The organism is Streptomyces griseosporeus (genome assembly GCF_014656055.1).
In the GTDB taxonomy this organism is placed as follows: Bacteria; Actinomycetota; Actinomycetes; order Streptomycetales; family Streptomycetaceae; genus Streptomyces; species Streptomyces griseosporeus.
The window spans coordinates 392919-418315 of the sequence record NZ_BNBR01000008.1 but is presented as its reverse complement, the minus strand read 5'-3'; the positions used below and the strand labels follow the sequence as shown (position 1 = coordinate 418315).

Sequence of the window (25397 nt, the reverse complement as noted above, 5' to 3'; positions counted from 1 at the left end):
CTCACAGCGCCGATGGTACTGCAGGGGGGACCCTGTGGGAGAGTAGGACGCCGCCGAACAATTATTCCGGGAAACCCCGCACCTTCTGGTGCGGGGTTTTCTGCGTTTAGGGTCATGTCATGCGCTATGAACTCGTCATCTTCGACAACGACGGCGTCCTCGTCGACAGTGAGCCGATCTCCAACCGTCACCTCGCCGCCTATCTCACCGAGCTGGGGCATCCGACGACGTACGAGGAGTCCATCCAGGACTACATGGGGTCCGCGATGCACCGCATCCATGAGCTGGTGTTCGAGCGGACCGGGCAGCGGTTGCCCGAGGACTTTGATGACGTCTTCCACGCGCGCGTGTTCGCTGCCTTCCAGCGGGAGTTGAAGCCCGTGGCCGGCGTCGAGGACGTGCTGGAGAAGCTGACGGCGGACGGGGTGCCGTACTGCGTGGCCTCCTCGGGGAGTCATGAGCGGATCCGGGTGGGGCACCGGACGACCGGGCTCGACCGGTGGTTCGACGAGGGGCGGATCTTCAGCTCGCAGGACGTCGGGCGCGGGAAGCCGGCGCCAGACCTCTTCCTCCACGCGGCGAAGGAGATGGGCGTCGCGCCGGAGCGGTGTGTGGTCGTCGAGGACAGTCCACTGGGCGTGCAGGCGGCTGTGGCGGCCGGGATGGACGTCCTGGGGTTCACCGCGATGACGCCCGCCGACCGGCTCCAAGGGGCCGGTCAACTCTTCGGCAGCATGGCCGACTTGGGTGACCTGCTCGTCTGACATTTGTCATGCCGAGGGGTGGACGATCGTTTCTACCGGCGACCCGGGTCCGGACGGGAAGCTGGGGGCATGACGACGACGAAGAAGAACCTGCGGCCGCTCCTCCTCGACGTGGCGGTGCCGCTCGCTTCGTACTACCTCCTCAAGGAAGCCTTCGGGATGAGCACCTTCGCCGCGCTCGCCTGGAGCAGCGTGGTGCCGGCCGTGCGCACGGTGTGGAGCGCGGTGCGCGAGCGGACGGTGAACGGGCTCGCGGGGCTCATCCTCGTCGTGAACCTGGTCAGCCTGGTGCTGAGCTTCGTCTCCGGTGACCCGCGGCTGATGCTCGCCAAGGACGGTGCGGTCAGCAGCACGGTCGGCATCGGCATCCTGGTGTCCGTGGCGCTCGGCAGGCCGATGATGACCGCGGCGTTCAAGCCCCTGATGGTGAAGGGCGACGAGACGCGGGAGGCCGCCTGGCAGCGGCTGATGGCCGCCTCCCCGGCCTTCCGGCGGGGCGAGCGGGCGTTCTCGCTGGTGTGGGGCGTGGCCCTGCTGGCGGAGTGCGTGGCCCGGGTCGTGGGCGCGTACACCGTGCCGGTGGACACGATGGTCTGGCTGGGTTCGGTGCTGATGGTCGCCACCATGGCCGTCGCCTTCGTGGTCAGCGGTGGGCTGGCCGTCGAGCCGATGAAGCGGATGCTGGCCGCCGAGGTGGAGGCCGCGCGGGTGGCAGCCGCCCGGGCCGAGGTCACGGTCGCCGCCTGAAGCTGAGCGAAATTCATCTTTGGCTGGATCTACCCAGCAGTAGCCCGGGGCCCTACGCTCGCCGCCATGACTGATGTGCTGCGGCGCGGTAGGGCCTCGCTGGCGTTCAGCTTCTTCGCCCAGGGTGTGGCCTTCGCTCTGCTCGTGACGCGCATCCCGGCCGTGCAGGACCGTTACGGCGTCTCCGACGCGCTGCTGCCGGCCTTCCTGGCCGCCGTACCCGTGCTGGCCGGTGTCGGCAGTGTGACGACCGAGCGGCTGGTGCGGCGGATCCCGCCCAGCCGGCTGCTGCGCTGGTCCCAGCCGGTCGTGCTCCTGGCGCTGCTGGGGGTCGGGGCGGGGGACCGGATGGCGGGGCTGGCGGTGGCGCTGGCCGCGTTCGGGCTGGCGGTGGGGGCGCTGGACGCCTCGATGAACATGCTCGGGGTGAGCCTGCAGCGGTCGTACGGACGCAGCATCATGCTGAGTTTCCACGCGGTGTACAGCCTGGGCGGGATCCTGGGGGCCTCGCTGGCGTGGGCGGGGGCGCACTGGCATCTGGCGTTGTGGGTGTCGTATCTGCCGGTGGTGGCGGTGCTGCTGCCGGCGGCGCTGGTGGGGAGCCGGTGGTACGTCGACGGGGAGAGCGAAGCCGTCTCCGCTGAGGGCGAGGCTGCCGGGGTCGTCGCTTTCCGGATGCTGCTGCCGCTGTGTCTGGTGATGACCTTCGCGTACATCGGGGACTCGACCGTCTCCAACTGGAGTGCCAAGTATCTGCAGGACGTGCTGGGGAGCAGCGAGCAGCTGGCGACCGTGCCGTACGCCGTGTACATGGTGACCACGCTGCTGGGGCGGTCCATCGGGGACTTCGGGGTACGGCGGTTCGGGGCGGCGGCGGTCGTGCGGACGGGCGCGGTGGTCGCGGCGGTCGGGTTCGCGGTGGTGGCCGGGGCGCCGGGGGCGTGGGTCGGGATGCTCGGGTTCACCCTGCTGGGGCTGGGGTTGTGTGTGCTGGTGCCGCAGACGTTCGCGGCGGCGGGGCGGCTGTTCCCGGGGGCCTCGGACGCGGCGGTCGCGCGGCTGAACGTCTTCAACTACGTGGGGTTCCTGGTCGGTTCGCCGTTGGTGGGGGCGCTCGGGGACGCGTGGAGCTATCGCGGGGCGATGCTCGTGCCGATGGCGTTGGTGCTGGTGACGCTCGTGTACGCCAGGTCGTTCGCGGCTCAACCGGACCGATACGGTGGCGGGCATGAGCGGCCGCGCACAGCTGATGTGGGACGAGGCAGTAACGGGCTATGACTTCGGTCCGGACCATCCGATGGATCCGGTCCGGCTGGGCCTGACGAAACGGCTTGTCGACGCCTTCGGGCTGGACAGGGACGTGGACGTGGTGGCGGCGAAGCCGGCCGGGGAGTCGACGCTGCGGCTGGTCCACCGGGAGGACTACATCGCGGCCGTGAAGGCGGCCTCGGCGGATCCGTCGGCCGCCGACCAGGCGTACGGGCTGGGCACGATGGACGACCCGGCCTTCGCCGGCATGCACGAGGTGTCCGCGCTGATCGCCGGGCAGTCGGTGGGGGCGGCGGAGGCCGTGTGGCGCGGGGAGGCGCTGCACGCGGTGAACTTCGCGGGCGGGCTGCACCACGCGATGCCGGGGGCGGCGTCCGGGTTCTGCATCTACAACGACGCCTCGCTGGCGATCGCGCGGCTGCTGGAGCTGGGGGCCGAGCGGGTGGCGTACGTGGATGTGGACGTGCATCACGGGGACGGGGTGCAGGCGGCGTTCTGGGACGATCCGCGCGTGCTGACGATCTCCTTGCACGAGCATCCGCGGACGTTGTTCCCGCAGACCGGGTGGCCGGAGGAGACGGGGGCGGACTCGGCGGAGGGGTCGGCGGTGAACGTGGCGTTGCCGGCGGGGACCGGGGACGCGGGGTGGCTGCGGGCGTTCCATGCGGTGGTGCCGGAGCTGCTGGCCGACTTCCGGCCGCAGGTGCTGGTGACGCAGCACGGGGCCGACACGCACTTCGAGGATCCGCTGGCGCATCTGGCGGTGTCGCTGGACGCGCAGCGGGCGGTGCAGGTGGCGTGTCACGAGCTGGCGCACGAGTACGCCGACGGGCGGTGGGTGGCGCTGGGGGGTGGGGGATACGCCGTGGTGGAGGTCGTGCCGCGGTCGTGGACGCATCTGGTGGGGATCGCTGCGGGGCGGCCTATCGAGCCGGCGACGGTGGTGCCCGAGTCGTGGCGGCAGGAGGTTTTCGCGCGGACCCGGCAGTTGGGGCCGGGGCGGATGACGGACGGGCGGTGGCCTGTGTCCTGGGCGGGGTGGGATGCGGGGTACGACCCCGCTGATCGCTTGGATCAGGCGGTGTTGGCTACGCGGCGGGCGGTGTTTCCGTTGCGGGGGTTGTTGGCGTAGCGGTTGCTGGTGTGGCCCCGGCGTTGGTGCCGGCCGGGGGTGGGTGCGCAGCCCGGCGCTGACGGGGTGCCGCTGCGCCCACCCGTGCCGCCCCAGCGGCACGACTGCCCGCAGCTACGCAGGCATGCGGCCTGGCACCCCGCTGCCGGGTGGGCGCCGCCCTGGCGGTACGACTGCCCGCAGCTGCGCCACAGGAGCGGCCTTGGCTGCCCGCAGCTGAGTCGGTGGGCGGCTTCGAGAGGAACCGTTACGCCTTCCGTGGGGTGTTTCTCCGTTCTCGTCGTTCCCCGTGGGGGTGTGCGTCAGGATCGTTCGGGTGGTGGGCGTGGACGGGCTGCGGGCCCATCTTCTGGGGGCTCGGCTCGCGGGGGTCGTGGCGACCTCGCGGGAGGCGAGTCTGCGGCGGTACCGGGCGTTCGCCGCGCGTGACCCCCGGGTGCTCATGGGCGTCGATCCCCAGGGGGACTGGGGGGTGTCCGACCTGGTCGCGTTGATGGCGGAGAAGTGCGGGGTTTCGGCCGATCCCCGCTGCACTTCCGGTCATGATGTGATCGATCCTGAGCGTACGGTGAGGGCTCTCAATGCCTTCGCCGAGCGGGTCGGGGCCGCCGCCCGGCGTCGCGCACCGGTGCTGATCGGCACCGGGCACCCCCATCGGCTGCTGGGTTTCTACGCCGCGCTCGCAGACGCTCTGTCGGCGGCGGGATGTGCTGTCCTCACACCGGCGCAGGGTCGCTGTGTCGACATAACGACCCGGTTCGGTCTACGTACGTACAACCTGGACTACGTACGAGGTGTCGCGTTCGTCCGCGAACCCGCCGGGGGACGCCCCGGTTGTGCGACCGGCGCGCATTCGCACTCACCTCTCCCGGTTCGTACCGCTCTGGCCGGTGCGGCGGAGGCCGGCGGGGTGCTGCCCGAGCTGGTCGTCGGGGATCACGGCTGGGTCTGCGGAGCAGGTCAGCTGGGGTTCGAGGCCATCGGGCTGGCCGATACGGACGATCCCGCGCTCTTCGTGGGGCAGGCCGAGGGGGTGGTGTCCGTCGTCGTTCCACTTGATGACGGTGTGCGGGCTGATTACTACCTGCCGCTGACCCGCTACGTACTCAATCGAGCGTGTCTGTCACAGTAGGCCGCCGATGGGTGCACCTCTTCCCCACTCGCATCACCCGCCCCTAGTCTGGGGAGTGAGCACGCAGCGACGAAGAGTCACCGGAAGGGGAAGCCGGTGGCCGTCGAGTGCGGAAGGTTCAGGTGTGTCATGGCTGCAGACCAGAGGCCTCTGAGCGAGGTTCAGTTCCTTACCGTGGCGGAGGTCGCCTCGGTGATGCGAGTGTCGAAGATGACCGTGTACCGGTTGGTGCACAGCGGTCATCTGCCCGCGATCAGGGTGGGGCGGTCCTTCCGTGTCCCCGAGAACGCGGTTCACGAGTACCTCCGCGAGAGCTATGTGGGGGTGGAAACAGCCTGAGCGACCGGGGGAGATCGATCAGAACAGGGCACGTCCGGTCTCCCCGGACCCCCTCGATTACGACCTCAGCGCTCGGTTGGGTAGGCTAGCCCCTCGTAGGTCGTGTGGGCCCATGGCGCCCAAACACCGAGTGATGAGAAGTGAGCGAGGGTAGTCGTGGGCTCTGTTATCAAGAAGCGGCGCAAGCGGATGGCCAAGAAGAAGCACCGCAAGCTGCTCAAGCGCACGCGCGTTCAGCGGCGCAACAAGAAGTAAGCACGCCTCAGCGCGTGTTCTGCGGCCCCCCACCACACCAGGTGGGGGGCCGCAGTCATGTCCGCACCCCGTCGACGGGCCTGTGCGTGTCCGCCTGTCGGCTGTTTCTCGGCCGTTTCCGTCACTTCGCGCATCGGGTGGACATCACAGCGCAACGTCGACCCGCTAAGTTGGCCGCACAGGGGAACGCGGGTCGGTACGGAGTTCGGGAAGGAAGGCGCTGATCTTGGGAAAGGTCGTGCTCGTCACCGGAGTGGCCCGTCCGCTGGGAGGCCGGTTCGTCCGGCGCATCCAGCGTGATCCGCAGGTCGACCGGGTGATCGCGGTGGACGCGGTCCCGCCCGAGCACCACCTGGGCGGCGCCGACTTCGTCCGGGCCGACATCCGGCAGCCGACCATCGGCCGGGTCCTCGCCGAGACGGGCGCCGACACGGTCGTCCACATGGACGTCACCGCCACCGCGCTCGGCAGCGGCAGCCGTACCACGGTGAAGGAGACCAACGTCATCGGCACCATGCAGCTGCTCGGTGCCTGCCAGAAGTCGCCGACCGTGAAGCGGCTCGTGGTGAAGTCCTCCACCAACGTCTACGGCTCCGCGCCCCGCGACCCGGCCGTGTTCACCGAGACGACCCCGCCCAAGTCGCTGCCCAGCGGCGGCTTCGCCAAGGACATCGTGGAGGTCGAGGGGTACGTCCGGGGCTTCGCGCGCCGGCGGCCGGACGTGGCGGTGTGCGTGCTGCGGTTCGCCAACATCCTCGGCCCGAGCGCCGACACCCCGCTCGCCTCGTACTTCGCGCTGCCGGTCCTGCCGACCGTGTTCGGCTACGACCCGCGGCTGCAGTTCGTCCACGAGGACGACGTGATCGAGGTGCTGCGCATCGCCTCCCACGAGCCGGAGCGGGGCACGCTCAACAGCGGCACCTTCAACATCGCCGGTGACGGCGTCCTGCTGCTGTCCCAGTGCTCCCGCAGGCTCGGCCGTCCCACCGTGCCGCTGCCGCTGCCGGCCGTGACCTGGGCGGGCTCCCTGGTGCGTACGCTGGGCATGACGGACTTCTCGCCCGAACAGATCCGGCTGCTCACCCACGGCCGGGTCGTGGACACCACGCAGATGCGCGAGACGCTGGGATTCAAGCCGAAGTACACGACAGCAGAAACGTTCGCGGACTTCGTGCGCAGCCGGGGGCCGGGCCTCCTGCCCCCCGAGGCCCTTGCGGGGGCCGTCGACCGGATCGCCGCGCTGCCCCTCGCGGGCGGCGGCCACCCCCCGACGCAGAGCGCCAACTGAGGAGCGCAGCACGATGGCGGATGCCAAGGTCATTCCGTTCGACGACGACCGGTCCCGCGGGGGCGCCGTGCAGCGCCCGCCGCGCCGCCGGGGCGCGGCCGGCCGGCGCAGGAACGGCGAGCCCGTCCCCGTACGCGAGGTCCGTGAGGCCGGGACGGCCGGTGACGTCCAGCCCCTGCCCGGTACGGCCGCCGCACAGCATGATGTCCCTGTGACCCCTGAGCCCCCCGAGGAGACCGGCCCTGCCCGAACGGGCGACGGCGGCCTGGAGCGGCGCCTCGCGAGCGGCCTGGCCTTCCTGCGCCGCCGCCTCACCGGGGACTACGACGTCGACGACTTCGGCTACGACGAGGAGCTGACCGACCAGGTCCTGATGTCGCTGCTGCGCCCGCTGTACGAGAAGTACTTCCGGGTGGAGGTGAAGGGCGTCGAGAACATCCCGGCCGAGGGCGGGGCGCTGATCGTCGCCAACCACTCGGGGACGCTGCCGCTGGACGGCCTGATGATGCAGGTGGCGGTCCACGACCACCACCCGGCCGGCCGGCATCTCCGCCTCCTTGCCGCGGACCTGGTGTTCGTGCTGCCGGTCGTCAACGAGCTGGCCCGCAAGCTCGGCCACACGCTGGCCTGCGCGGAGGACGCCGAGCGGCTGCTCGCGCAGGGCGAGCTGGTCGGGGTGATGCCGGAGGGCTTCAAGGGCATCGGCAAGCCGTTCTCGGAGCGGTACAAGCTCCAGCGGTTCGGCCGGGGCGGTTTCGTCTCAACGGCGCTGCGGCAGGGCGCGCCGATCGTGCCCTGCTCGATCGTCGGGGCGGAGGAGATCTACCCGATGATCGGCAACGCCAAGACCCTCGCCCGCGTCCTCGGCTTCCCGTACTTCCCGCTGACGCCGACCTTCCCGTGGCTGGGCCCGCTGGGCGCGATCCCGCTGCCGACGAAGTGGACGATCCAGTTCGGCGAGCCGATCCTGACGGACGGTTATCCGCCGGAGGCGGCGGAGGACCCGATGCTGATGTTCAACCTGACCGACCAGGTGCGCGAGCAGATCCAGCACACGCTGTACAAGCTGCTGGTGCAGCGCCGCTCGGTGTTCTTCTGACGTCTTCGGCGGTACGACGACGGGGGCGCCCCTCGCAGGAGGAGCGCCCCCGTCGTCGTACCGGACCGGGTCGGCCGTCTCGGCCGGTGTTACTCGGCGTCCTGGCCGTCGATGCCGAGGCCGGGCAGCAGGCCGGGGAGCAGCGGCGGCAGGGTGACGTCCGGCTCGGTGGTGGGCACACCACTGGGCAGCGGCGTGGTGCCCGGGTCCTGCTGCGGTGGTTCGAGCAGGCCGCCGGTGTTGCCGCCGAGCAGTCCGTCGTCCTGGCCGGTGGAGCCGTCGGCGGTGCTGCTCGGGCTGTGGCTGCCGGGGTGGCTGCCGCCTGCGGAGCCGCTGCCGGTGCTGGGCGCGGCGGAGTGCCGGCCCGGGTCGGACGTGCCGCTGTGGGTGGCCCCGGGGCCGCTCTGCCGGCTGCTGTCGCCGCCGCCCCGGGCGGGCGGCTGCGGCAGCAGGGACTGCAGCGGGGCGACCTCTTCGTCTATGGCGTCGAACACCGACGACACCTGCTCACTGACGTCGCCGAGCTGCACGGGCAGCTTCTCGCGCAGCGCGCCCCAGGCCTCGCGGTGGGAGCGCGAGAACGCGGACAGTGCCTGGATGGGGCCCAGGGAGTCCGGATCGCGCTCGTAGGCCGCGTGCAGCAGCCGGTGGCCCTCGGAGGCGTCGTGGGTCATCCCGGACAGGGCGCGGCGGATCTCGCCCAGGGACTCGTGGTCGAGCTGGCCGCCGCGGCCGCGCTCCATCAGCCGGCGGGCCTCGTTCAGCCGGGTGGAGGCCTGGTCGAGGTAGGAACGGCCGCGCTCGTCGTCGTTGTCGGACAGGTAGTTGAGCTTGAAGTCCTCGATGCCGCGCTTCAGGCCGTAGAGCGAGTCGCCGGGCAGGGCGTCGGAGCTGGCCGCGGCGACGCCGCCGAAGGCGCCCGCGGCGACTCCGACACTGAGCCCGCCCGCGGTGAGGCCCTTGGCGAGCCGCGTCCGCGGGCGGAACTTGCCGAGCGGGGTCGCCCGGTGTGCGCCCCGGGCCCGGGAAGACCGCTGTTCGGGCACCGAAGGGTCTGCCGCCTCGCCTTGCGCGCCTTCCTGCAGCATGGCCTCGAACGCGGCCACGAGCTGGGCCCGCTGGACGACCTTGACCTCAGGGTCGAGCTCCGGCTTGGGCAGCGCACCGAGACCGGTGGCGAGGGCGACAAGGCGTCCCTGCTCGGTCTGGTCCTCGGCGGCTGGGGCCGGTGCCGATCCTTCGGACTGCTCGGCCGCCGTGCCCCGATCGGACTGCTCCTCCAGGGCCTGGGCGAAGGCGTTCGCCCGCCGGTGCGCCGATACGTTCGCGATCACTGGCGGCACCTCCTCTCGTCATGACGGTCGGCTCCCCAGGGGGTCCTGAGGGTGCACGTCCACGACCGCTCTCACACGATCGAGTGATCAGCATTGGCCTGGACGTGACCACAGGGAGCCTGCATCCCGCACAACGAGCGGCGCGGCACTTGGGTTACGGACGGCGGATGATCGGATGAGGAAGTCAACGGTCTTTCACGGACCGTAAGTTGGCAGTCGCGGAGCGTGCGGGTGGTTCAGCGGGCGTCGTCCGGCAGGAGCCGGGCGAGGGTGCGGACGGCCCGGTACTGGAGGGTCTTGATCGCGCCCTCGTTCTTGCCCATCACGCGGGCGGTCTCGGCGACGGACAGGCCCTGCAGGAAGCGGAGCGTGACGCACTCCTGCTGCTGGGGGTTGAGCCGGCGTACGGCGTCCAGCAGGGCGGCGTTGGAGAGGGACTCCAGCACGGACTCCTCGGGGGAGCGCTCGACCTCGTTGGCGTCGAGCATCTCGCCGGTGGTGACCTCGAGGCGGAAGCGGCTGGACTTGAAGTGGTCGGCGACGAGGTTGCGGGCGATGGTGACGAGCCACGCGCCGAAGTCGCGGCCCTGCCAGGTGAAGGTGCCGATGCGCCGGAGCGCGCGCAGAAAGGTCTCGCTCGTCAGGTCCTCGGCGGTCGCCTTACCTCCCACCCGGTAGTAGATGTACCGGTAGACGGTGTCGCTGTACTGGTCGTAGAGCCGGCCGAACGCGTCGGCCTCGCCCGCCTGGGCGCGCTCCACGAGGTCCATCATGCGGGCGCTGTCGCTGTCGGCCGCCGGGCGGCGGGCCGTGGCGGCGCCGGTGCCCGCCGAGCGGCCCCGTCTGCCGACGGCGGCGCCGCCGTCGGCGAGTGCGTAGCACGGGCCGACGGGGGTGGCGGTGGCGAAGGCGGGGACGGCGTGCGCGGTGGGGACGAGGCCGCGCAGCATTTCTTGCACCGTCGCGACCGTTGCGCGCAGCGTAGCCAGGCCCGAGGCGTCAACCCCGACGTGTGGGTACACGGGACTCCCAGAGGCAGAGCTTCCATCACGTGCAGTGCGGGACCGTTCACCCGTCGTAGCGACGGAGGGGTACCGGTTTGCGTCTGAGGAGAATAACGCTTCGTGCAGGCACTGCTACACCGAGTTGCTCAAATCATCGATTGCGTCGTTTGTGTGGCTGTTTGACGCTCGATCAGGTGCCTGGGTCTGACCGGTTGCTGATCGAATTGCTTCGTGTTTCGAGTGGGAGTGGGGCGTCTTGTGGTCGTGTGGGAATGGGGGGACTGGACGGGGGTGGGGAGGGGTACGACCGTTGGATTGGCCGGGTTTGAGCGGCGGTGACTGGAAGTGAGTACGGACGTGGGTGTTACCGGCGGCGCCGGTGCAGCGCGATGGCTGCCGCCGTGCCGCCGGCCACCGCCCCCACGCCCGCCGCCGCGGGGATCCCCACCTTCGCCGCCTTGCGCCCGGTGCGGTAGTCGCGCAGCCGCCACTCCAGCTTCCGCGCGTGCTTGCGCAGCTTGGAGTCCGGATTGATGGCGTACGGGTGGCCCACCAGCGACAGCATCGGAATGTCGTTGTGGCTGTCGCTGTACGCCGCGCACCGCGACAGGTCCAGCCCCTCCGCCAGCGCCAGCGCCCGCACGGCCTCCGCCTTGGCCGGCCCGTGCAGCGGCTCGCCGACCAGCTTGCCCGTGTACACCCCGTCGACCGACTCCGCGACCGTGCCCAGCGCCCCGGTCAGCCCCAGCCGCCGCGCGATGACCTGCGCGATCTCCACCGGCGCGGCGGTGACCAGCCACACCTTCTGGCCGGCGTCCAGGTGGGCCTGGGCCAGCGCCCGCGTCCCGGGCCAGATCCGGTCGGCCATGTACTCGTCGTAGATCTCCTCGCCGATCGACTGCAGCTCGGAGACGCGGTGGCCCTTGACGATGGACAGCGCGGAGTCCCGCGCCTCCTGCATGTGCTCGGGGTCCTCGACGCCCGCCAGCCGGAACCACGCCTGCTGCCAGGCGAACCGGACCAGCTCGCGCGTCTCGAAGAACTTCCGCTTGTACAGGCCGCGGCCGAAGTGGAACAGCGCGGCGCCCTGCATCACGGTGTTGTCGAGATCGAAGAACGCGGCTGCCTTGTCGTCACCGAGGACGGGGAACTCCGGTTCCTCGGGGACCGACTTGCGTGCGGCCTCCGCCGAGGCCTCGCCAGCCAACACGCTCCGCGCCGTGGCGGAGCGCCTACGGGGGGTGAGCCATCCGAGAGCGGCCATGCCCGTGAGCATAGCCAGTTTGTTCGGAGCTTCCGGTGCGGAGAGGTTCGAAGGGTGTGAACTCTCCGCGGCCGGTCCGTTAAAGGACGCGCGCGCCCGCGCGAGAATGGCCGACATGAGTCCCTTCTTCCGTCGCAAGGCCCCCGGAGCCACCGGAGCCGGGGCCGACGCCGTCACCAAGGCCAACGCACCGTGCGACCACCTGGTCACCCTGATCCGCAAACCCGGCTGCCATCTGTGTGATGACGCACAGCTCGTCATCGAGAAGGTGTGCGCCGATCTCGGTGTCCCCTGGGAGCAGAAGGACATCACCGAGGACCGCCAACTCCACGATCAGTACTGGGAACAGATCCCCGTCGTGCTGATCGACGGACGGCAGCACACCTTCTGGCGGGTGAACGAGGAGCGGCTGCGCACGGCACTGACCGAGTAGTCCAAAGTGGCCGGAAAGTCGCTTAGGATCGACGGCGTTGTGGTCTCGGGGGCGGGATGCGTACGGGTTTCGTAGAGGAGAGTGTGCGGCTTTGCCCCCTTCGGAAAAGGAACGATCACACCCCTTCGCCGGTTCCATAACCGCGCGCCGGGGGCGCGTGAGCCCGGTCACGTTGGGCGGGCAAATCGGACACCATCTTTGTGCACGCGTTCACAAAGACATAGCCTGCTGTCGACGGGGCGGTCTGGGGACGTACGACCGCCTGCAGCCCCGCTCTACCCGCAGGAGCACCGTGGCAACTGGCCGAACTCACCGACCGGCGACCCGTAGCCGAGGGATCCCCGAGGCCACCGTCGCCCGGCTTCCGCTGTACCTCCGAGCCCTGACCGCGCTGTCGGAGCGCTCGGTCCCCACGGTCTCCTCCGAGGAGCTCGCGGCGGCGGCGGGGGTCAACTCCGCGAAGCTGCGCAAGGACTTCTCCTACCTCGGCTCCTACGGGACCCGGGGCGTCGGCTACGACGTCGAGTATCTCGTCTACCAGATCTCCCGCGAACTGGGGCTCACCCAGGACTGGCCGGTTGTGATCGTCGGTATCGGCAACCTCGGCGCCGCCCTCGCCAACTACGGCGGCTTCGCCTCCCGCGGCTTTAGGGTCGCCGCGCTGATAGACGCCGACCCGGCGCTGACCGGCAAGCCGGTCGCGGGGATCCCCGTGCAGCACACCGACGACCTGGAGAAGATCATCCAGGACAACGGCGTGTCCATCGGCGTGATCGCCACCCCCGCCGGTGCCGCCCAGCAGGTCTGCGACCGGCTCGTGGCCGCCGGTGTGACCTCCATCCTGAACTTCGCGCCGACCGTGCTGTCCGTGCCCGACGGCGTCGACGTGCGCAAGGTCGACCTCTCCATCGAGCTGCAGATCCTCGCCTTCCACGAGCAGCGCAAGGCCGGCGAGGAGGCCGCGGCCGAGGCAGCCGCCGTACCGGCCGCCGCCACCCGCGGCGACTCCGCCGATCAGGGGCCCGACGGGGACGTACCCGCCGTGATGCCGGCATGAGTCTCCTCGTCGTAGGGCTGAGCCACCGCAGCGCCCCGGTCAGCGTGCTGGAGCGGGCGTCGCTGAGCCCGGACGCGCAGGTCAAGCTGCTGCAGGACACGGTCGCCGCCGAACCGGCCGCCGAGGCCGCGGTGCTCGCCACCTGCAACCGCATCGAGCTGTACGCCGACGTGGACAAGTTCCACGCCGGTGTCGCCGAGCTGTCCACGCTGCTCGCCCAGCACAGCGGGGTGGGCCTGGAGGAGCTCACTCCCTATCTCTACGTGCACTACGAGGACCGGGCCGTGCACCACCTGTTCTCGGTGGCGTGCGGGCTGGACTCCATGGTCGTCGGCGAGGGGCAGATCCTCGGGCAGATCAAGGACTCCCTGGCCACGGCGCAGGACCTGCACACCGCGGGCCGGCTGCTGAACGACCTGTTCCAGCAGGCGCTCAGGGTCGGCAAGCGGGCGCACTCCGAGACCGGTATCGACCGGGCGGGCCAGTCCCTGGTCACGTTCGGCCTGCAGCAGCTCGCCCGGGGCGGGGACGTACCGGCGTGGGCCGCGGGGAAGAAGGCGCTGGTCATCGGCGCCGGGTCCATGTCGTCGCTGGCGGCGGCGACGCTGGCGCGGGCCGGGATCGCCGAGATCGTCGTGGCCAACCGGACCTTCGAGCGGGCCGAGCGGCTGGCGGAGATCCTGAACCAGGCCGAGGACGCGGAGGTCGTGGCCCGGGCCGTGCCGATGGAGTCGGTGGCGGTGGAGCTGACACGTGCCGACGTTGCGGTGTCGTGCACCGGTGCGACGGGGCTTGTGCTGACCGCTGAGGCGGTTGCCGCGGCTGTCGGTGGACGGTTGCCGGACGCTGGTGCGGGGCGGGGGTCGGACGCGCCACTCGGCGCCGGCGAGGTGCCGCCCGCGCCCACCCGTGCCGCCCTGGGCGGCACGAATGCCCGCGGCTTGACGGACTCGGCCGCCCCAAGCTCCGGCGACGACGACGCCTGTCCCCTCGACCTCTCCGCCGTGCAGCCCGGTTTCTCCGTCATGGGGGAGGCCGCCGTCGCCGGTATGGACGCGGCGACGCTGGAGCAGCACGCCGTGTGGGTCGACAAGGGCACCGTCGTCCAGCGGCGCGAGGACGCGCGCAGTGCCGCCGAGGCCGATGCCGAGCTGATCGGGGCGCTCGCGGCGACCGTGGCGACCGTCGGCCGGATCCCCGAGCGGCGCCGCCCGGAGCCCGTCGACGAGGCCGTACGGCCCGAGCCCGTGCTCTTCCTGCTCGACCTGGCCATGCCGCGCGACATCGACGCCGCCGCGCACCGGCTGGCCGGGGTGCGGCTGGTGGACATCGAGTCGCTCGCCGAGGCCAGCGCGGACGCGCCCATGGCGGCCGACGTCGACCAGGTCCGCCGTATCGTCGCCGACGAGGTCGCCGCCTTCGGTGCCGCGCAGCGGGCCGCGCACATCACGCCCACCGTCGTCGCGCTGCGCACCATGGCCGCCGACGTCGTGGCCGGTGAGATCGCGCGGCTGGAGGGCCGGCTGCCCGGGCTGGACGACAAGCACCGCGCGGAGATCACCCAGACCGTCAAGCGGGTCGTCGACAAGCTGCTGCACGCGCCGACCGTACGGGTCAAGCAGCTCGCCGCCGAGCCCGGTGGCGCCGGGTACGCGGACGCCCTGCGCACCCTGTTCGACCTCGACCCCGAGACGGTCGCGTCCGTCTCCCGGGCCGAGGACACCCACGAGAAGAACCGAGAGCCACGATGACTGAGCCACATGCAACAAGGGCACTGAGGCTCGGCACCCGGCGCAGCAAGCTCGCCATGGCCCAGTCCGGGCAGGTGGCGGAGGCCGTCAGCCAGGTGACCGGACGGCCCGTCGAGCTCGTCGAGATCACCACCTACGGCGATGTCTCCAGGGCCCACCTGGCGCAGATCGGCGGCACCGGCGTGTTCGTCACGGCGCTGCGCGACGCGCTGGTCAGGGGTGAAGTGGACTTCGCGGTTCATTCACTCAAGGACCTGCCGACCACGCAGCCCGAGGAGCTGGTCCTGGCCGCCGTACCGGTGCGCGAGGACCCGCGGGACGTGATCGTCGCGCGGGACGCCCTGAAGTTCACCGACCTGCCGCGGGGCGCGCGCATCGGTACGGGTTCGCCGCGCCGGATGGCGCAGCTGAACGCGTACGCGCGCGGCCACGGGCTGGACATCGAGACCGTCCCGATCCGCGGCAACGTCGACACCCGTATCGGATACGTCCGCGACGGCGAGCTGGACGCGGTGGTGCTGGCCGCGGCCGGGCTCAACCGCATCGGCCGCATCGACGAGGTCACCGACTTCCTGTCGGTGGACACCGTGTTGCCCGCCCCCGGCCAGGGGGCCCTGGCGATCGAGTGTGCCGCGGACAACGCGGAGCTGATCGCCGCGCTCGCCGAGCTCGACGACCCGTTCACGCGGGCCGCCGTGACCGCCGAGCGGTCCCTGCTCGCCGCCCTGGAGGCCGGTTGCAGTGCCCCCGTGGGCGCGCTGGCCGACCTTCTGGCCGACGGGCAGATTGTCAAGGAAATGCGCCTGCGCGGCGTCGTCGGCACCACCGACGGCACGCGCACGGTGCAGCTGTCCACCACCGGTCCCGTGCCCGACACGCACGACGGGGCTGTGGCGCTCGGCCGCGCACTCGCGACCGAGATGCTCACCCAGGGCGCGGCCGGTCTGATGGGGGAGCGAGCACATTGAGCCCCACCACCCTTCCCGCCGGCCTCGAACACGGGCACGTCACCTTCCTGGGTGCCGGACCCGGGGATCCGGGACTGCTGACTCTGCGCGCCGTGGAGGCGCTGGCCAACGCGGATGTCCTCGTCGCCGAGCACGAGGTGCTCGACGTGGTGCGCACGCACGCCCGGCAGGGCGTGACCGTCGTACGCACGGACGATCCGTCGTCGGACCCCGTTCCGGGCGTGGGCACGCCTCAGCTGGCGGTCGTTGACGGCGCGTCAACAACCGCTGCTGTCCCCGCGGAGCGGGATGCCGCACATCTTGTCATGGAGGCCGCGCGGGGCGGCAGGCGGGTCGTGCGTGCGGTGTCCGGGGATCCCGGGCTCGACGCGTACGCCGCCGAGGAGATGCTGGCCTGCGCCAAGGCCGGTGTCCCCTTCGAGGTCGTCCCCGGTGTCGCGACCGCCGTCGGTGTGCCCGCGTACGCGGGTGTGCCGCTGCGGGACGCGGAGGGCGCCGACGTCCGGTTCGTGGACGCGCGGACCGCGTCCGACCGGTGCTGGACGGAGGTGGGCGCCTCGGACGGCACGGTGGTCGTCTCCACCACGCTGGACTCCGTGGCCGCCGCGGCGGGCGAGCTGGTCTCGGCCGGCCGCAAGCCGGACACCCCGATGACCGTCACGGTCGCCGGTACGACGACCCGGCAGCGCACCTGGTCCGCGACGCTCGGCACGATCGCGCAGACGCTGAAGCAGGCCAAGGTGCTGCCCTCGCCGGAGGGCGGGCGGCCGGTGATAGCCGTGGTCGGAGACCGCAGCGCCCCCGCCCAGCGCGACCAGCTGGCGTGGTTCGAGTCCAAGCCGCTGTTCGGCTGGAAGGTGCTCGTGCCGCGGACGAAGGAGCAGGCGGCGTCGCTCTCCGACCAGCTCCGCTCCTACGGCGCGGTCCCGCACGAGGTGCCGACGATCGCCGTGGAGCCGCCGCGCACCCCGCAGCAGATGGAGCGCGCGGTCAAGGGCCTGGTGACGGGCCGCTACGAGTGGATCGCCTTCACGTCGGTCAACGCGGTGAAGGCCGTCCGCGAGAAGTTCGAGGAGTACGGCCTCGACGCGCGCGCCTTCGCGGGCATCAAGGTGGCCGCGGTGGGCGAGCAGACGGCCAAGGCGCTGATCGCCTTCGGCGTGAAGCCGGACCTGGTGCCGAGCGGCGAGCAGTCGGCGGCCGGCCTCCTGGAGGACTGGCCCCCCTACGACCCGGTCTTCGACCCGATCGACCGCGTCTTCCTGCCCCGCGCCGACATCGCCACGGAGACCTTGGTGGCCGGCCTGATCGAGCTGGGCTGGGAGGTCGACGACGTCACGGCCTACCGCACGGTCCGCGCCTCGCCGCCCCCGGCGGAGACGCGGGAGGCGATCAAGGGCGGCGGCTTCGACGCCGTACTGTTCACCTCCTCCTCGACGGTCCGGAACCTGGTCGGCATCGCGGGCAAGCCGCACAACGTGACGGTGATCGCCTGTATCGGCCCGGCGACGGCGAAGACCGCGGAGGAGCACGGCCTGCGGGTCGACGTCATGGCCCCGGAGCCGTCGGTCCACAAGCTGGCGGAGGCGCTGGCCGACTTCGGGCTGCGCCGCCGGGCGGCGGCCCTGGAGGCCGGTGACCCGGTGACCAGGCCGAGCGAACGGCGGCCGGGGGCGCGGAAGCGGCGCTCCACCACGTGAGGTGCGGCGGGCGTTCCCCGATGGGGGGCGCCCGCCGTTTCGTCGGGGCCCGGGCAGGGCGTCCCCGCCGACATCGCGTCGGCATTTGCGCCCTCGGGGCGGGCGTAGCGTAGGCGGTATGACGAAGTACGGTTCCTTTCCCGGTACGCGTCCGCGTCGGCTGCGCACCACCCCCGTCATGCGCCGTATGGTCGCCGAGACCCGGCTGCACCCCGCCGACTTCATCCTCCCCGCGTTCGTGCGCGAGGGCGTGAGCGAGCCGGTGCCGATCGGGTCGATGCCCGGCGTCGTGCAGCACACGCGGGACAGCCTGAAGAAGGCCGCGGCGGAGGCCGTGGAGGCCGGTGTCTCCGGGATCATGCTCTTCGGTGTGCCGGAGGAGTCGAAGAAGGACGCCGTCGGGACGCCGGGCACCGACCCTGACGGCATCCTCCAGGTCGCCATCCGGGACGTACGGGCCGAGGTCGGCGACGACCTGCTCGTCATGTCCGACCTGTGCCTCGACGAGACCACCGACCACGGTCACTGCGGCGTCCTCGACGCGCAGGGGCGGGTCGACAACGACGCCACCCTGGAGCGGTACGCCGAGATGGCCCAGGTGCAGGCCGACGCCGGCGCCCATGTCGTCGGGCCCAGCGGGATGATGGACGGGCAGATCGGCGTCATCCGGGACGCGCTGGACCAGATCGGGCGCGAGGACGTCGCGATCCTCGCCTACACCGCGAAGTACTCCTCCGCCTTCTACGGGCCCTTCCGGGAGGCCGTCGGCTCCTCGCTGCGGGGCGACCGGAAGACCTACCAGCAGGACCCCGCCAACTGGCGTGAGTCGATGCGGGAGCTGGCCCTCGACCTGCAGGAGGGCGCCGACATGGTGATGGTCAAGCCGGCCGGACCCTACCTGGACATCCTGGCGCGGGTCGCCGACGCGGTGGACGTGCCGGTGGCGGCGTACCAGATCTCCGGTGAGTACTCCATGATCGAGGCCGCCGCCGAGAAGGGCTGGGTCGACCGCGAGCGGGCGATCCTGGAGACGCTGACCGGCATCAAGCGGGCCGGGGCGCAGAACATCCTGACGTACTGGGCCGTGGAGGCGGCGCGGCTGCTGCGGTAGGCGGTCCGTCGGCGCCGCCGAAGACGCGGGCGGCGCCGCCCGCGTGGGAGGGTGGCCAGGGTGGGGAGCAGCAGGCGGGTGCGGCGGGGATGCCGGGCGTCGCCACCGGCGGAGGGGAAGACGGGACGCCGGGACCCCGACCAGCGCGCCGACCTGCGGTGACGGTGCTGTTCCGGGACGCGGGGCGGGACGCCGGTGGGATGCGGAACGGTTGCCGGGCGCACCAAGTCCCGTTCCCGGATAGGTTGTTCACCTCCACGTTCGGTCGCGCGTCGAAGGAGACGTCCATGTCCGGTGATGCCCTCAGCCAGGACCCCGCCGAGCTGCGCAGGAGGATCGACACCACCAAGGCGCACCCGGCCCGCGTCTACGATGTCTTCCTCGGCGGCAAGGACCACTACCCCGTGGACCGCGACGCCGCCGCCGCGGGCCTCGCCGCCAACCCGCGCGGCTATCTCGACGTACGGCACAACCGCGACTTCCTGCGCCGGGCCGTCGGCACGCTCGCCCGGGAGGACGGCATCCGCCAGTTCCTCGACATCGGCACCGGGCTGCCGACCGCGGAGAACGTCCACCAGCTCGCCCAGCGCGTCCACCCGGACACCCGGGTGGTGTACGTCGACAACGACCCCGTCGTCCTCGCGCACGCCCGCGCGCTGCTCACCTCCGGGCCCGAGGGCCGTACCGACTACATCGACGCCGACCTCAGGAACCCGGCGCAGATCCTCGAACAGGCCGCGAAGACCATCGACTTCGACGAGCCGGTCGCGCTGTGTCTGGTGGCGATCCTGCACTTCGTCGAGGACGCCGAGGCCTACCCGATCGTGCGGGAGCTGATGGACGCGCTGCCGTCGGGCAGCCGGCTGGTGCTCAGCCATCTCACCGAGGACCTGAACCCGGAGAACATCCGGGCCGTCCAACGCACCTACACCGAGCGCGGGTTCACCTTCGTGCTGCGCTCGAAGGCCGACGTCGAGCGCTTCTTCACCGAGAGCGCGCTGGAACTGGCGGAGCCCGGTGTCGTACCGGTGCACCGCTGGCGGCCCGACGGCGCCGCACCGGTGCCGGAGCAGCCGGACGCGGCGTACCTGGCGTCCCTCGACCCGATCGAGCGGGTGCGCTACCAGGACATCGGCGATGTGACGGACGCGGACATCAACGTGTACGGGGCGCTGGGCAGGAAGGCCTGAGGGAAGAGGCGGAGGGGGCCGTCCCACATCCCGGAAAAGCAGGTGTAGGCGGCACACAACTCCCTAGGCTGCGGGCATGACGACGCCCGCAGCCACCGACGCCCCCGCCCCTGCTCCCGCTGCCCCCCTGCCGCCGCTCGCCGCGCGGACGGGTGCGGTCGGGGGCTCACCCGTACGGGACATCCTCGCCGTCACCGCGCGGCCCGAGGTGATCAACTTCGCGGGCGGGCTGCCCGCGCCGGAGCTGTTCGACCGGGAGGGGATAGCGGCGGCGTTCCGGGCGGTGCTGGAGGAGACGCCCGCGCAGTCGCTGCAGTACTCGACCACCGAGGGCGAGCCCGCGCTGCGGGCGGCGCTCGCGGAGCGGATCGCGGGGCGCGGGCTGCCGACGGCCGCGGACGACCTGCTGATCACCACCGGCTCCCAGCAGGGCCTGTCCCTCCTCGCGTCCGCGCTGCTCGAACCCGGCGACACCGTGCTCGTCGAGGACCCCTGCTATCTGGCCGCCCTCCAGGTGTTCGGGCTCGCGGGCGCCCGGGTCGTGGCCGTGCCGACGGACGCCGACGGGGCCGACCCGCAGGCGCTGGAGGAACTGGTGGTCCGCGAGCGGCCCAAGCTCTTCTACACCGTGCCCACCTTCCAGAACCCGACCGGCCGGACGATGCCCGCCGAGCGCCGGGCCGCGGTGGCCGCCGTGGCGGCGCGGCGCGGGGTGTGGATCCTGGAGGACGACCCCTACGGCGACCTGCGCTACGACGGTGAGCGCGTCCCCTGGATCGCCGCGTGCCCCGGTGCGCGGGACCGCACGGTGCTGCTCGGCTCCTTCTCCAAGGTGATGGCCCCCGGTCTGCGCCTGGGCTGGCTGCGCGCCCCGGCGGCGCTGCGGCGGGCCTGCGCGGTCGCCAAGCAGGCGGCCGACCTGCACACGCCGACGGTCAACCAGCTGGCCGCCGCCCGCTACCTCGACGTCCTCGACGCGCACGTGGCACGGGTGCGTGCCGTGTACGGCGAACGCCGGGACGCGATGCTGGCGGGGCTGGCGGACGCGCTGCCGGAGGGCTCGACGTGGAACCGCCCCGAGGGCGGCATGTTCGTCTGGGCCCGGCTGCCGTCGACGTACGACACGACGGCCCTGCTGCCCCAGGTGGTCCGGCAGAACGTCGCCTACGTCCCCGGCGCCCCCTTCTACGCCGGCACCCCCGACCCCTCCACCCTCCGCCTCTGCTTCGTGACACAGACACCGGAGGAGATCGGGGAGGGACTGCGGAGGCTGGGGGCGGGGCTCAAGGGCTGACCCAGGGGCTGACCCTGGGGCGGGCCGGCGGCCAGTCCTCAGCCGGCACCGACGACGCCGGGTCGGCTAGCGCACGCGGGCGTCGAAGCACTCCTCGCCGTTGACCCCCGCCGGGTGGAAGCAGGCTCGGACCAGGGTGCCGGGGCGGGTCGGGGTCATGGGGGTGTAGATGTACGACGTCGCCGCCCGGGGGTTCGGTACGCGGGCTGCCTCCGTGTGGGCGGCGGCCCTCACCTCCAGGCGGTCGCCGGTGCGGGTGGCCCACATGCGGGCCCAGGCCGTGCCGCACGGCCGGCTGTAGCGGAGTTCCAGCCACGCGCCGGTGGTCGTGTGGTGGGTGGCGAGGGTGGTCGGGGCGGCTGCGCAGAGCATGGCGATCGGGTCCTTGCCGTCGCAGGTGGCGCCCTGGCAGCGGGGGCCGGTCGCGGTGGCGGTGGGGTGTGGGGCCGGGTGGTCGGGGAGGAGGAGCAGGCCTGCTGTCACGCCTGCGATCGTCATCGCGCAGACCGTGACGATCAGGGCGATGAGCGTGGGGTGCCTGTCGCGGGGGCCGGGTGGCGGGACTTCGGGTTCCGGCGGCGCGGGGACTGTCGCGTTCGCCGCGCGGCCGCTCCACGCCGACTCCGCTATCTCCCACAGCGCCAGACAGTGGCCCTCCGGTTCGCCCGCGAGGCGGCACAGGTCCTGTACCGCCTCGCGCGGGGGCAGGGACTTGCCGTTCAGGTAGCGCTCCCAGGACGACTTGCTGTACGTGGTCTTCGCCGCGAGGGCCGCCATGCTCAGATTCGTGCGCGTCCGTAACTCCCGCAGGGCCGACGCCAGTCGGGCGGCCTCCGGTGGCGGTGCGGTCATCGGCGCAGGGCCTTCCAGGTGTGCGGGCCGACGATGCCGTCCACGACGAGAGAGGCCCGCGCCTGCAGTTGCCGTACCGCCGCCTCGGTCCGTGGGCCGAAGATGCCGTCGATGACGCCCGGGGAGAAACCCGCCCGGCGCAGCAGGCACTGCGCCTCGGCGACCTCCGGGCCCGCCAGGCCGTTGACCAGGACGGCGTCCTCGGTGCGGCTGTTGCCCGCGTACCAGTGGCCGTCGGTGCGGGTCAGCCGGCAGGTGTAGATGGGCGCCGAGGGGGACGCGGGGACCGGCGGCCGTGCGGATGCCCGGGCGGGGGACGCCTCGTCCGGGTCGGTGCCGGTGAGGCGTACCGCCAGCAGGACCGCCGCGCACACCGCGAGGACCAGGGTCGCCGTGCCCGCCACCAGCGCGATGCGCAGCGCCCGGTGACCGGAGGGCTCCGCGGGTTCGGGCGGTTCGGGTGCCGGTGCGCTCCCGCCTCCCGTCCGCCAGGCCTCCGCCGCCACCTCGTGCAGGGCCAGCAGCCGGGTCGGGTGCTCGCCGCAGGCCCGGGCCAGTTCCGTCACGGCCTCACGGGGTGGCAGCGTCCTGCCTCCCAGGTAGCGCTCCCAGGACTTCTCGCTGTAGCCCGTCCGTGCCGCCAGCTGCCGCATGCTCAGGCCGGCGTGGTCCTTCGCCCGGCGCAGACGCACCACCAACTGCCGGACGCGTGGATCCAGTTCCGCGGGCAGCGCTTTCCAACGCGACATGTTCCCCCCACTCGCGTTCCGCTCCGGACGCGGTGGCCGTGGTCAGCGGCCCCGCGCCCGGTCGCATTGTGTACCGGCGTCGACGCAAGCATCCACGGGCGACACCCGGCCGCGGTTCCGTACCCGTGCCGAATCGGCCAACCCCGCGCTCGGACCGTCCCGCCGTACCGTCCCGGCACAGGGCATCCCCGCAGGTCACGGGCGGGACGTCCCCTGTGGGCGTCACTTCCGCGGCAACCGTGGAAGTACGGGGTGCCCGCCCCGCAATCTCGGTGGGGAGCCGGCCCGCCGGGCCGGCCCGCCCACCGAAGGGAAGGGAACCACATGCCCATGACCGCGACCCGCAAGCGCGTCTCGCTGCTGATCGCCACGGCCGCCCTCGGCACCGCCCTGGCCGTCCCCGCCGCCGCCTCCGCGGCGCCGCAGCACACCGCAGGCGGCGTCTCCGCCCAGGCGTACTCCTGCACGATCAAGAACGTCAACGGGCACAAGGAGGCCGGCTACTACAGCGGCAACACCGTCGTCCCTTCGTCCACCCAGGTCACCAAGGCGGGCATCGAGGCGCAGTGCATCCTGAAGGTCATGAACTACCCGACCGGCACGGTCGACGGTGTCTTCGGCGCCAACTCCAAGGCCGCCATGAAGAAGTTCCAGACCGACGTCAACACCTACTACGGCCGCAAGGTGCTCGACGTCGACGGGCTGCCCGGGCCCTCCTCGTGGCCCTACCTGCGCAAGTTCTGGTAGGCCCCCGGCCGGCCGCCCGGTGAACGGCCGCGGCCCGTCCTCTTCCCGGGGGAGAGGACGGGCCGCGGTACATCCGGAAGCCGGTGGCGGTCAGAGGCGCTCGGGGGTCCTGATGCCCAGCAGGGCCATGCCCTGGTGCAGGGTGCGGGCCGTCACGTCGGACAGGAACAGGCGGTTCTCCACCTGCTCCGGCGTCTCCGCCTTCAGCACCGGGCACTTGTCGTAGAAGGTCGTGAACAGGGACGCCAGCTGGTAGAGGTACGCCGTCATCTTGTGCGGGGCGTACTCCGCCGCCGCCTCCGCGACCGTCTCCGCGAACGCGTCCAGGTGCATGCCGAGGGCGCGCTCCGCCGCGTGCAGGGACAGCTCCGGGTGCGCGGCCGGGCGGACCTCGCCCGCCTTGCGGAGGATCGACTGGATACGGGCGTACGCGTACTGGAGGTAGACCGACGTGTCGCCGTTGAGCGAGACCATCTGGTCCAGGTCGAACTTGTAGTCCCGGTTCGCCGACGTCGACAGGTCCGCGTACTTCACCGCGCCGATGCCCACCTGGGCGCCCCGCTCGGCGATCTCCTCCTCGGACAGCTGCCCGAGGGTGTCCTTCTCGCGGACGACGGCCGTGGCGCGGTCGATCGCCTCGTCGAGCAGGTCGACCAGCCGGACCGTCTCGCCCTCACGGGTCTTGAACGGCTTGCCGTCCTTGCCCAGCACCGTGCCGAAGGCCAGCTGGTACGCCTTGACGTCGTCGTTCAGCCAGCCCGCCCGGCGCGCGGTCTCGAAGACCATCTTGAAGTGCAGGGACTGACGGGCGTCCACGACGTAGATCAGCTCGTTGGCCTTCAGGTGGAAGACGCGGTCGCGGATCGCCGACAGGTCGGTGGCCGCGTAGCCGTAGCCGCCGTCCGACTTCTGCACGATCAGCGGGACCGGGTTGCCGTCCGGGCCCTTGATGTCGTCGAAGAAGACGCACAGGGCGCCCTCGGAGCGGACGGCCACGCCCGACTCCTCCAGCAGGCGGCAGGTCTCGGCGAGCATGTCGTTGTAACCGGACTCGCCGACGATGTCCGCGTCCCGGATCTCCATGTCCAGCTTCTCGAAGACGGAGAAGAAGTAGATCTTCGACTCGTCGACGAACTTCTGCCACGTGGCGAGGGTCTTCGGGTCCCCGGCCTGGAGGTCGACCACCCGGCGGCGCGCCCTGGTCTTGAACTCCTCGTCGGAGTCGAACAGCCTGCGCGCGGCCTTGTAGAGGCGGTCCAGGTTGGACATCGCCTCCTCGCCGGAGGCCGCGGTGTCGTCGGTGGACGCCTTGTGGTCCAGCTCGTGCGGATGCTCCTCCAGGTACTGGATGAGCATGCCGAACTGGGTGCCCCAGTCGCCGATGTGGTGGCGGCGCACCACGTTCTCGCCGGTGAACTCCAGGAGCTTCACCACCGAGTCGCCGATCACCGCGGAGCGCAGGTGGCCGACGTGCATCTCCTTCGCCACGTTCGGCTGGGCGTAGTCGATCACCGTAGTGCCCGGCTTCTCGGTGTACGGCACGCCGAGCCGGCCCGACTCGTCCGCGTACCGCGCGGCCAGGTTCTCGGTGATCGCCTTGTCGGCGATGGTGATGTTGAGGAAGCCGGGGCCGGACACCTCGACGTCGTCGATCACGTCACCCGTGACCACCTGGGAGACGACCTGGGTCGCCAGCTCCCGCGGGTTCGCCTTGGCCTTCTTGGCGAGCGCCAGGATCCCGTTGGCCTGGAAGTCGGCCCGGTCGCTTCGTCGCAGCAGCGGGTCCGCGCCGGCGGCCTCCGGCAGGGCTGCCGTGAGGGCGGACGCGAGGTGCTGCTGGACGGAATCGCTGAGGGACGTGACCGAGGCCATAGGAATGGGTGCCGTTCTCCTCGTGGGGATGGATAGTCCCGGCCAG

The 25397-nt window shown here is 71.7% G+C and carries 24 protein-coding genes; 18 read left to right on the top strand and 6 right to left on the bottom strand.

Features of this window, described 5'->3' with window-relative positions:
• Positions 1–119: 119 nt before the first annotated feature.
• The 9 genes from IE308_RS33375 to IE308_RS33335 all read left to right on the top strand — a co-directional run bounded on the left by IE308_RS33375 (position 120) and on the right by IE308_RS33335 (position 8025).
• Positions 120–764, top strand: coding sequence for an HAD family hydrolase (locus IE308_RS33375; protein ID WP_190220745.1), 645 nt, complete (start codon positions 120–122; stop codon positions 762–764).
• 69 nt (positions 765–833) lie between these two features.
• Positions 834–1511 (top strand): VC0807 family protein, encoded by a 678-nt coding sequence (locus tag IE308_RS33370; RefSeq protein WP_190220744.1) that lies wholly within the window; start codon positions 834–836, stop codon positions 1509–1511.
• A gap of 66 nt (positions 1512–1577) precedes the next feature.
• The gene (locus IE308_RS33365) at positions 1578–2789 is read left to right on the top strand and encodes an MFS transporter (protein ID WP_190220743.1); all 1212 of its coding nucleotides are present in this window, start codon (positions 1578–1580) and stop codon (positions 2787–2789) included.
• Entirely contained in the window at positions 2740–3912 is a 1173-nt protein-coding gene (locus IE308_RS33360) for an acetoin utilization protein AcuC (protein WP_110629619.1), read from the top strand. Before IE308_RS33365 ends, IE308_RS33360 begins: the two co-directional genes overlap by 50 nt.
• Before the next feature lie 316 nt (positions 3913–4228).
• On the top strand, positions 4229–5044 hold the full coding sequence (locus IE308_RS33355) for a phosphatase (RefSeq protein ID WP_190220742.1): 816 nt from the start codon (positions 4229–4231) through the stop codon (positions 5042–5044).
• 129 nt (positions 5045–5173) lie between these two features.
• Complete coding sequence (locus tag IE308_RS33350; RefSeq protein WP_162655568.1) at positions 5174–5383, top strand: helix-turn-helix domain-containing protein; 210 nt, start codon at positions 5174–5176, stop codon at positions 5381–5383.
• A gap of 156 nt (positions 5384–5539) precedes the next feature.
• Complete coding sequence (locus IE308_RS33345) at positions 5540–5638, top strand: 30S ribosomal protein bS22 (RefSeq protein WP_003948845.1); 99 nt, start codon at positions 5540–5542, stop codon at positions 5636–5638.
• 226 nt (positions 5639–5864) lie between these two features.
• Positions 5865–6926 carry an NAD-dependent epimerase/dehydratase family protein gene (locus IE308_RS33340; RefSeq protein ID WP_190220741.1) on the top strand — a complete coding sequence of 354 codons (1062 nt, stop codon included), beginning with the start codon at positions 5865–5867 and terminating at the stop codon, positions 6924–6926.
• Positions 6927–6939: 13 nt separating this feature from the next.
• Positions 6940–8025: a lysophospholipid acyltransferase family protein gene (locus tag IE308_RS33335; RefSeq protein ID WP_190220740.1), complete on the top strand. Its 1086-nt coding sequence runs from the start codon at positions 6940–6942 to the stop codon at positions 8023–8025.
• 89 nt (positions 8026–8114) lie between these two features.
• Here IE308_RS33335 and IE308_RS33330 read toward each other — a convergent pair whose 3' ends face one another.
• From IE308_RS33330 to IE308_RS33320, 3 genes are all read right to left on the bottom strand, one after another.
• Positions 8115–9359 carry a DUF5667 domain-containing protein gene (locus tag IE308_RS33330; RefSeq protein WP_190220739.1) on the bottom strand — a complete coding sequence of 415 codons (1245 nt, stop codon included), beginning with the start codon at positions 9357–9359 and terminating at the stop codon, positions 8115–8117.
• 236 nt (positions 9360–9595) lie between these two features.
• Positions 9596–10381, bottom strand: coding sequence for an ECF subfamily RNA polymerase sigma factor, BldN family (locus IE308_RS33325; RefSeq protein ID WP_110629624.1), 786 nt, complete (start codon positions 10379–10381; stop codon positions 9596–9598).
• 346 nt (positions 10382–10727) lie between these two features.
• Positions 10728–11627: an HAD family hydrolase gene (locus IE308_RS33320; protein ID WP_110636877.1), complete on the bottom strand. Its 900-nt coding sequence runs from the start codon at positions 11625–11627 to the stop codon at positions 10728–10730.
• A gap of 106 nt (positions 11628–11733) precedes the next feature.
• On the opposite strand from IE308_RS33320, the gene IE308_RS33315 reads away from it, so the two are divergent.
• The 8 genes from IE308_RS33315 (at position 11734) to IE308_RS33280 (ending at position 21131) form a co-directional block, all read left to right on the top strand.
• Positions 11734–12060 (top strand): glutaredoxin family protein, encoded by a 327-nt coding sequence (locus IE308_RS33315; RefSeq protein ID WP_190220738.1) that lies wholly within the window; start codon positions 11734–11736, stop codon positions 12058–12060.
• Positions 12061–12352: 292 nt separating this feature from the next.
• Positions 12353–13117, top strand: a complete 765-nt coding sequence (locus IE308_RS33310; protein ID WP_110629626.1) for a redox-sensing transcriptional repressor Rex — start codon at positions 12353–12355, stop codon at positions 13115–13117.
• The gene (locus tag IE308_RS33305) at positions 13114–14868 is read left to right on the top strand and encodes a glutamyl-tRNA reductase (protein ID WP_190220737.1); all 1755 of its coding nucleotides are present in this window, start codon (positions 13114–13116) and stop codon (positions 14866–14868) included. Before IE308_RS33310 ends, IE308_RS33305 begins: the two co-directional genes overlap by 4 nt.
• Positions 14865–15836 carry a hydroxymethylbilane synthase gene (hemC, locus tag IE308_RS33300; protein WP_110629628.1) on the top strand — a complete coding sequence of 324 codons (972 nt, stop codon included), beginning with the start codon at positions 14865–14867 and terminating at the stop codon, positions 15834–15836. The genes IE308_RS33305 and hemC overlap by 4 nt, the downstream gene beginning before the upstream one ends.
• Complete coding sequence (locus IE308_RS33295) at positions 15833–17536, top strand: bifunctional uroporphyrinogen-III C-methyltransferase/uroporphyrinogen-III synthase (protein WP_190220736.1); 1704 nt, start codon at positions 15833–15835, stop codon at positions 17534–17536. Before hemC ends, IE308_RS33295 begins: the two co-directional genes overlap by 4 nt.
• A gap of 118 nt (positions 17537–17654) precedes the next feature.
• Positions 17655–18647 (top strand): porphobilinogen synthase, encoded by a 993-nt coding sequence (gene hemB, locus IE308_RS33290; RefSeq protein ID WP_190220735.1) that lies wholly within the window; start codon positions 17655–17657, stop codon positions 18645–18647.
• A gap of 287 nt (positions 18648–18934) precedes the next feature.
• Positions 18935–19837 carry an SAM-dependent methyltransferase gene (locus IE308_RS33285; protein WP_110629631.1) on the top strand — a complete coding sequence of 301 codons (903 nt, stop codon included), beginning with the start codon at positions 18935–18937 and terminating at the stop codon, positions 19835–19837.
• Between the two features lie 76 nt (positions 19838–19913).
• Positions 19914–21131, top strand: coding sequence for an aminotransferase-like domain-containing protein (locus IE308_RS33280; RefSeq protein WP_190220734.1), 1218 nt, complete (start codon positions 19914–19916; stop codon positions 21129–21131).
• A gap of 66 nt (positions 21132–21197) precedes the next feature.
• Here IE308_RS33280 and IE308_RS33275 read toward each other — a convergent pair whose 3' ends face one another.
• Both IE308_RS33275 and IE308_RS33270 read right to left on the bottom strand, forming a co-directional pair.
• Positions 21198–21983: a DUF2690 domain-containing protein gene (locus tag IE308_RS33275; RefSeq protein ID WP_190220733.1), complete on the bottom strand. Its 786-nt coding sequence runs from the start codon at positions 21981–21983 to the stop codon at positions 21198–21200.
• Positions 21980–22732, bottom strand: coding sequence for a peptidoglycan-binding protein (locus IE308_RS33270; protein ID WP_190220732.1), 753 nt, complete (start codon positions 22730–22732; stop codon positions 21980–21982). The genes IE308_RS33275 and IE308_RS33270 overlap by 4 nt, the downstream gene beginning before the upstream one ends.
• 330 nt (positions 22733–23062) lie before the next feature.
• Between IE308_RS33270 and IE308_RS33265 the strand changes: the two genes are divergently transcribed.
• On the top strand, positions 23063–23479 hold the full coding sequence (locus IE308_RS33265; RefSeq protein ID WP_190220731.1) for a peptidoglycan-binding domain-containing protein: 417 nt from the start codon (positions 23063–23065) through the stop codon (positions 23477–23479).
• Between the two features lie 90 nt (positions 23480–23569).
• Here IE308_RS33265 and argS read toward each other — a convergent pair whose 3' ends face one another.
• Positions 23570–25351: an arginine--tRNA ligase gene (gene argS / locus IE308_RS33260; RefSeq protein WP_190220730.1), complete on the bottom strand. Its 1782-nt coding sequence runs from the start codon at positions 25349–25351 to the stop codon at positions 23570–23572.
• Between the last annotated feature and the right edge of the window lie 46 nt (positions 25352–25397).